At 52.5% G+C, this 6392-nt stretch carries 5 protein-coding genes; all 5 read right to left on the bottom strand.

Going from position 1 to position 6392, the window contains the following annotated elements:
- Positions 1-162: 162 nt before the first annotated feature.
- Entirely contained in the window at positions 163-1254 is a 1092-nt protein-coding gene (locus C173_RS15135) for a PRK06851 family protein (RefSeq protein WP_036726133.1), read from the bottom strand.
- Between the two features lie 119 nt (positions 1255-1373).
- Positions 1374-2132: an ABC transporter ATP-binding protein gene (locus C173_RS15130; RefSeq protein ID WP_036726132.1), complete on the bottom strand. Its 759-nt coding sequence runs from the start codon at positions 2130-2132 to the stop codon at positions 1374-1376.
- Between the two features lie 3 nt (positions 2133-2135).
- Entirely contained in the window at positions 2136-4466 is a 2331-nt protein-coding gene (locus C173_RS15125; RefSeq protein WP_036726130.1) for an ABC transporter permease, read from the bottom strand.
- A gap of 33 nt (positions 4467-4499) precedes the next feature.
- A complete protein-coding gene (locus C173_RS15120; RefSeq protein WP_036726129.1) occupies positions 4500-5618 on the bottom strand; it encodes a sensor histidine kinase in 1119 nt (372 codons plus the stop codon).
- A complete protein-coding gene (locus C173_RS15115) occupies positions 5615-6304 on the bottom strand; it encodes a response regulator transcription factor (RefSeq protein WP_327196455.1) in 690 nt (229 codons plus the stop codon). The genes C173_RS15120 and C173_RS15115 overlap by 4 nt, the downstream gene beginning before the upstream one ends.
- Positions 6305-6392: the final 88 nt, after the last annotated feature.

The raw sequence follows: 6392 nt of genomic DNA, 5'->3' as shown, positions 1-6392 counted from the left end.
TAATTGTATCGAAAAAAAGAGACATTCTTTGTGTCGAATGTCTCTTTCAGTTCTTTATGGACTTTTTCAGTGGCCTCCCTTAATAAGCCTTGGGGCTTACTCTACGGATGGCAAGTACCTCCGCCGAGTAAGCCCCAAAGCTGGTTCGGATCATTGTAAGTGCTAAGCCAGCATACTTGCCAGTTCAGCGGAAATCCGGTTCCTGGCCGCATCCACCATGCTAAAATCCATTGCTGCGATATAAATTTCCTTTAATTCATCCCGGTGCACCTTGGCCTCTGCCAGAGCGGCTATTGCCGTTTTCATTGTGGCCTTATATTGTGCGCTTATTTCCTCCAGCGGTCCGGCGAGGCGCTCATCCGTTCCCGGTGCAATAACAGCTTCATACGTATCGATGATTACGTCTCCTTCCCGCTCCGGATAATATTCATGCGGGCTGGTGCTGTCAAAGACCGCAAAATCAAGCTCACGCACAATAACCATATCCAGACTGTGGGGATCGAATCCGCAATGATAGATTTCCGTATCAAAGCCCCTCTTCTCCGCCTCGGCGGCGATTTTGCGGAGTATGGTTGATTTGCCTGTTCCGGCCCGGCCTTTGAGGAAGAAGCGTCTGGATAGCCCTTCGGTCAAATTAGGTACAAAGTCAACCGATCCTGCCGGCGTTGCTGCGCCCAAAAACCGGTGCTTCACATCAGCATGCCTCTGAAGCTGCGCTTCGCCAAACAACTGTTCCAGCATCCGGGCCGTTAATTGATCCGCCTGGCCGAAGTCCATATGCTCGAAGTAAATCTTTTCCCATTCGTCATGAATGCTCAGGGCCTCCGCAAATCTGCTGTACGCTGCCGCATAGGCATCCGCAGCCTTCCGGTTAAGCTCCTCAATGATCTCCCTTTGGCCGATAAGCGCTACCGAGTCCCACGCTTCCCCCAGGTTCACGTATTCCCGGGCTGCTCCGGGAGCCTTGGACTCTATCACATGGGGCGCCGTCCCGTCAACAATGCCCACGCCAAGCGCCGGAATAATGACCCCGTCAATGGAATCCTTATCGGATGAACAATGGATCAGCTCAATAGCGTATCCCCGCTCCGCCCATTCCGCGCCGATTGCTTTCATCAGCGAGGATTTGCCGGTACCGGGACCGCCTTTCAAGATGAAGATCCGCCGGAGTCCTTGAAGATTCGATTCGAACAAACTGAAGTAGCCAAGAGCCGTATTCCCGTCTGCAAAATATCTTAATATCCCCGCAGCCATACACCCACTTCCTTTCCCGTTGCAGCCTGATAGGCTTATAACCATACAATATGCGTCAGGTATTTGTAAGGTTCCAGCAGCGGGGGAAATTCCGTCCATTCCACGTGAAGATGCTGAAACTAAATGCCCGTAGCCGCCATCCGGGCAAGCACCTTCTCCCCTCTCGCTTCCAGCTCCCCGCCGCTGAACTTTGGCAGTATCAGTTCGGAAACGATATTCCCGTCCCTCGTAAAAAGAACCCTGTCCGCCCTGGCGGCGACTTTCGCATCATGGGTCACAAGCATGATGGCTGTGCCCCCTTGGTTGATGCCTGCCAGCAGCTCCATGATTTCCTCCGCGGTCTTCGAGTTCAGCGCACCGGTTGGCTCATCGGCAAACAGAATCTCCGGCGTATTGATTAGTGCGCGGCAGATCCCGGCCCGCTGGAGCTGCCCGCCAGATACCTCAGTAGTATCCCTGTTTTCCAGCCCGGCAATGCCTGTCTGGATCATTAGGTCTCTCGCTTTTAGCAAGAGTTCCACTGTATTTCTCTTGCTGTCCTGCACGGCGGGAAGCATGATATTATCCAGCAGATTCAGGTTCCTCAGCATCGTGGGCTGTTGAAAAATAAAGCCCATGCGGGTCCGGCGAAGATCGGCAAGCGCATTTCCCCGGAGCCCGGCTAGTTCAGTATCGCCAAATTTCACGGTTCCCTCAGTAATCTCATCCATGCCGCTGAGTGCGAACAGCAGTGTGGTTTTGCCTGAGCCTGAGGGCCCCATTACGGCAACAAATTCACCTTCTGTTATATCTACGTCTACTCCATTCAATGCCATGGCTTGCTCTGCACCCTTACCGTAAGTTTTCACAATATGGGTACCTGTAATGATGCTGTTCATCTGCTAATCCTCCTTGATATGCCCGGAAATTTGCAAAGCCTGGATGCCGGAACTGCCTAACCTGGTAGCTGCAACGACACAGCCTGTAATCAGCAGGGGCGAAAAAAGATAGACAAACCACGGATTTACCTCGAAATGGAAGGCTGACGCGCCGAAGGACGACACGATCGCCACACCGGCAAGCTCTCCGAGCGTATTTGCCAATAGCGTGCCGGTGATGACACCCATCCCCAGCACGGTAACGGAGCGTGTAAGATATTGTCTGCGAATATCCCTGCTAGTGAAGCCTATGGATTTCAAGATGGCAATGGAATAACGGTCCTTCGCCACCAGTAACTTCATGAATAGCGTTGTTACCAGCAGTGTGAGCAGGGCGGTTGCCAGAGTTGCGACGATGGATGCCTTTTGTATAGCCTTGCGCATAGGACCAAGCATCTGCCCGATGGTCTCGTCGATCCCGGTAATTTTGGCAAAGGGGAATTGTTCCCGGTACAGTGATATGGCCGCCTGAACACTCTGACGGTCACGGAACGTAACCGCAATTGAGGCGCTTAGAATTTCCCCGTGATTCATCTTGAAATTAGCCTGAGCTGTTCGCCCGCCATTCGTGACATCGGAGTAAATTCCGCACACCTTCAGGTGCTTTTCCGTACCGTCAGCGATAACAACGATTTCATCCCCAACATTCATTTCAAGGTCTTCCGCATTCAGTACCGAGACGGCGATCTCCGCTTCCGCTTGCGGTGCACGGCCTTTGGAGTACGTAACCGGAAAAGCGGAATAGTCCCCGAAGGTCACCCGCAGCTTCTCTGGCGTTCCGTCATCCGTTCTCCTCTCTAGCATCCGGCTGGTGAACATAGCATATTTCTCAACGTTCTTATCTTCCGCCAGCCTGGCTGCAACCTCCGCCGCCTTCCCCGGGACATCCTCCACCTGTGTCCGCAGCACTCCGATATTAAGGTCACTGATGCCCATACCCATATTGGTGATGAAGCCGGGGGCAGAGATAGTATTGCTGATATTGTAAGGCACAATCATAATGAATGAGGAGATGACGATCACCATCGTCATGGTGACATACAGCTTCTTACGGGACAGCACATCCTTGATGCCTAGAAAGATATTCCGGGTGAACAGCCTGTTGTGACTCAGCCGGAAGCTTCTGCCCGGTTTCGAGGATTCCCGCGATGCGCCGAACCTCACCGCCTGAGCAGGGGAGATGTTACGGAAGCGCCGCAGCACACCATTCACATATAGCATGACCACCGCGAAGATGAGCACCGCCCCGGCAAGTCCGCTGAGCAAGCCGGGAAACCGGCTCCCGCTATCACCCATATACAGACGAATATTGTGCATAAAAGGGATCTGGAGCGGCAGAGAAGCCAGAAAACCCAGCATACAAGCTACACCTGCGATTACGCCGTATTTCGCAAGGTACAGCTTCTTGATCTGTGTTACCCGCATCCCGATGGCCTTCAGTACGCCTATTTCCTTGTAATCCTCTTCGACCGTTGCCAATAGCGTGAAGCGGATACATAAGAACGCCACGAGAATGACCAGCATGCCGATTAACACCAGCACAGCAATCATAATGCCGTCCGTAATGCCGTTAATCATCTTCACCTGATTGTACGTGATCGCAGGCGGACCGTTGGCCGGGAGACCCGCATCCAGATACGCTGTCTCAAAAGCGGGATAGTTAACCCCCTCAGACAGCCGGAATTCAATCAGGTGCTCCAATTGTCCGAACTCACGGACCCTCTCGAAATCCGTCTGGCTGACCAGGAACCTTTTGGAGCTTACCAGTGCCGCGTTCATAGTCGAATCCCGCAAAAACCCCGCAACGTGGAAGGAAATACCGTGGATCGTCAGTGTATCTCCTAGTGCTGCGTTCCCTTCCTGCCTGTAATAGACAGGGACATAGATTTCACCGTCTGCCGGATGAATCACCCCGCCGTTTAAGTCCAGCAGATAGTCGAATTTCTTGCCCTGTACGGAAAGACCATTGTCCTGAATGCTTCCTGCAAGCGAATCGTTCCCGATCACTATCTCTGCACCCTCAATATTTAGGAACTCCTGCACCTGATATTCCTCAACACTTCCATTCGTGTCTGCGAAGCGCCGCAGCTGGTCCATATCAACGTTGCCTGTATGCATCTGCATGAAATGGAGCGCCTTCGCCGATAGAAGCATGTTATCGATCGCGCCGGACAGATTCACTGTAAGCGATGCGGCGAGCGAGGTTAGCATGGCGGCAACGAGGATGAACGCCATAATCGTGCCGGTAATCAGCTTGCTTTTGCGCAGATCATTTTTAATTAATTTTAGATACATGTCACTCCTCCGTCTATTTGTGACCTTACCGGTTTAACCTTTGGGGAAAATGAGGACGAACTCCTTGGTATAGGGTGAGACTGCGTCTATTACGCTAACTCCCCCGGAATGCTGTTCCATTACCTTGTGCACAATAGCCAGTCCTAGCCCAGTTCCACTGCTGGTGGTTCTTGAAGTGTCGCCGGAGACAAACGGATCGAAGAGGTTTCCGGTGATGGCCTCCGGGATCGCTGCTCCATTATCGGCAATATGGATTGTAATCCGGCTGGGCTCATCCGTCAGTCCTACGAATAACAGGCTGCCTGACGGGTTATGGCGGATTGAATTAGTCAGCAGATTGCCGATAGCCCGGCTAATTTCCAGCGGGTCTGCTATATAAAATACGGGCTGGTCGGGTAATTGCAGTTCTAAGCTCATCCGTTTGCTTTCGATTTCACCAAACAAAGCAGCGCAAGATACGCGAAGCAGTTCCACAAGATCAACCTTCGCCAGCTTCAGCTTGTATTCAGGCGCACCCAGCTTGGAGTAGGCCAGCAGCTGGTCAATCAATTGGTTCATCTGTCCCGATTTCGCTTGGATCGCCAGATGGTATTCCCGCTGTTTGTCCGGTTCCTCAACAAACCCGCCTGCCAATGCCCCTGCATAGCCGGAAATCGTAGTCATGGGAGTTCTCAGATCATGGGCAATATGCGAGAACAGCTGCATCCGCTCATTCTCCATGCTCATCCGCTGTTCTTCGGCATTCTTCAGCCTTTGGGCCATATAGTTGAACGCATCCCGCATTTCTCCAAATTCCGTTTCCGTCTCAAAATCCAGCCTGGTATTCAAATGGCCCGAGGTCACCGCCTTGAACCCTTCTTCCATCTTCCTTACAGGCTCCATAAGCTTCCTGTTGATCCCGTGCCCGAACAGGACAATCCCGATAAAATACACGGCGGCTGTAATAAGAATCCAGATCACGGACAGCGTGATCTGAAGCGATTCCGTTCCCTTGGCCAGCGGGGAAGAGGCCAGCTCCGCGAAGTTCATCCCGTTCTTCCATGTCAACAGACCGTACAATAGCTCCAGAACCAGGAGCGTCAGCGCAATGCCGAAGGTGTAGCCTATGAATCTGCGCATGATGACTCTTCTGAAGCTGCGCTTGTTCTTCATGGATGCACCTCCAGCCGATACCCTAATCCCCGCACAGTTCCAATGGACACCCCGCTGCCGCCGGGAAGCTTGGCGCGCAGCTTACTGATAGCCACCATCACCGTATTATCATCCACGATAGCCGTCTCCTGCCATGCCGCCTCATACAGCTGCTGTTTGGTGTAGACGCGTCCTGGACTTTGCATGAACAGCTTCATCATGTTGTATTCTGTAGCGGTAAGATGGATTGCGGCGCTGCCCAAGCGGAGACTGCAAACAGAAATATCCATACACAGTTCCCCAGCCGTCAGCACCGCCGCTGCGGAATCCGCTGCACCACCGCTATAGCGGCGTAATTGGGCTTTGATTCGGGCAAGCACCTCAAGCGGGTCAAATGGCTTAGTCACATAATCATCCGCACCAAGGTCAAGCCCCAGAATTTTCTCGTGATTCTCTGTCTTGGCACTGACAACGATAATGGGCAGATTGCTGTGCTCTCTCAAGCCCTTAATGAGCTGATAGCCATCAAGCTCCGGCATCATAATGTCGATGACAGCCAGATCAACCCGTGCAGCTGCAGCCTGCTTCAGTGCTTCCCTTCCGTTCCCGGCCTGGATCACGGTATATCCATCCTTTTCAACATACAAGCGCAAAAGCTCCCGGATCTCCTTCTCATCATCCACAATCAGAATCGTTTGGTTCATCATTTCACCTCTCCTCCTGCAGGGCTGTAAGCCCATTATGGCGGCCCTACCTTTCAGTTAAACACGGGTAACCTTAACATTGCCTTAAGAT

The organism is Paenibacillus sp. FSL R7-277, from assembly GCF_000517965.1.
Lineage (GTDB): Bacteria > Bacillota > Bacilli > Paenibacillales > Paenibacillaceae > Paenibacillus_AQ > Paenibacillus_AQ silagei.
Note: the sequence above shows the minus strand (reverse complement) of the source record. Positions and strands in the feature narration are given on the sequence as shown.

Bases quoted from the DNA above. Each gene is read 5' to 3' on its own strand.
- C173_RS15135 (WP_036726133.1), bottom strand. From the start codon at position 1,254: ATGGCTGCGGGGATATTAAGATATTTTGCAGACGGGAATACGGCTCTT.
- C173_RS15130 (WP_036726132.1), bottom strand. From the start codon at position 2,132: ATGAACAGCATCATTACAGGTACCCATATTGTGAAAACTTACGGTAAG.
- C173_RS15125 (WP_036726130.1), bottom strand. From the start codon at position 4,466: ATGTATCTAAAATTAATTAAAAATGATCTGCGCAAAAGCAAGCTGATT.
- C173_RS15120 (WP_036726129.1), bottom strand. From the start codon at position 5,618: ATGAAGAACAAGCGCAGCTTCAGAAGAGTCATCATGCGCAGATTCATA.
- C173_RS15115 (WP_327196455.1), bottom strand. From the start codon at position 6,304: ATGATGAACCAAACGATTCTGATTGTGGATGATGAGAAGGAGATCCGG.